This is a genomic window from Micromonospora sp. CPCC 206060 (assembly GCF_036906895.1).
Classification (GTDB): Bacteria; Actinomycetota; Actinomycetes; order Mycobacteriales; family Micromonosporaceae; genus Micromonospora.
The window spans coordinates 1-722 of the sequence record NZ_JBAKHU010000272.1; the positions used below are offsets into that span (position 1 = coordinate 1).

Annotated in this window: 2 protein-coding genes; both read right to left on the reverse strand. The window is 61.5% G+C overall.

The genetic code is table 11. From position 1 onward, the window contains the following. Positions 1-131 precede the first annotated feature (131 nt). On the reverse strand, positions 132-281 hold the full coding sequence (locus tag V6U90_RS33700) for an LxmA leader domain family RiPP (RefSeq protein ID WP_334445253.1): 150 nt from the start codon (positions 279-281) through the stop codon (positions 132-134). 191 nt (positions 282-472) lie between these two features. After that, on the reverse strand, positions 473-722 hold a 250-nt coding region (locus tag V6U90_RS33705), incomplete at its 5' end, for an LxmA leader domain family RiPP (RefSeq protein ID WP_334445255.1).

The following is a 722-nucleotide window of genomic DNA, read 5'->3' on the forward strand; positions in this document are numbered from 1 at the left end:
CAGCGGCAAAGAAGACGAAGTCCGTCAATCCCCGTCCACGCCGCACAGGTTAAAGATCAAGCTAGGCATACGACAGTCGGTGACGCGACGATGCGCCGGGCCCGAGGGCCCAGCGCATCGCAACGGCGATCTCAGCAGCCCATGACGAAGGTCGCTCCGACCGTCGTGACGGTGAGGAACACCGTGGTCGTGGGTAGTTCGGCGTCTCCGACCTCGGCGAAGTTCAGCTCCTCCGCGTCGGTGTAGGCCTGGTAACCGTCCATCAGCTTCTCGTCAGCCATCGGTGTCCCTTCAAAATCGTGATTTCCCCATCTTTAGATGGAGTTGCAGGGCGCATCGTCGCGAGCAACGCCGTCAACAATGGATCTGGCCGAATCGCGTCAGCCGGAGGCACCAAGGCGAGAGTCGGCAAGACCCTGAAACTGACCGGACCACGCCAGGCAGCAGCCTGCCGGCGCGGTCCGATGGCGATTCAGCAGCCGGTGTAGATGGTGTGGATGAGCGAGGCGACCGTGAGCACGATTCCCGGCGTGGTGGGAGCTTCGCTGTCCCCCGCCTCCTCGAACGCGAGTTCTTCCGCATCCGTGTAGGACTGGTAGCCGTCCATGAGCTTTTCGTCAGCCATGATGAATTCCTTCAGATCGTTGATGCTCCGCCTGAGCCTCGATCCACCGACGCGGTTGGCGGCGATCACCGGTTGATCATTTCGATATGGGGTGAGT

What these genes read in the sequence shown, in the direction of transcription:
- V6U90_RS33700 (WP_334445253.1), bottom strand. Translation starts at nt 281, where the DNA reads ATGGCTGACGAGAAGCTGATGGACGGTTACCAGGCCTACACCGACGCG.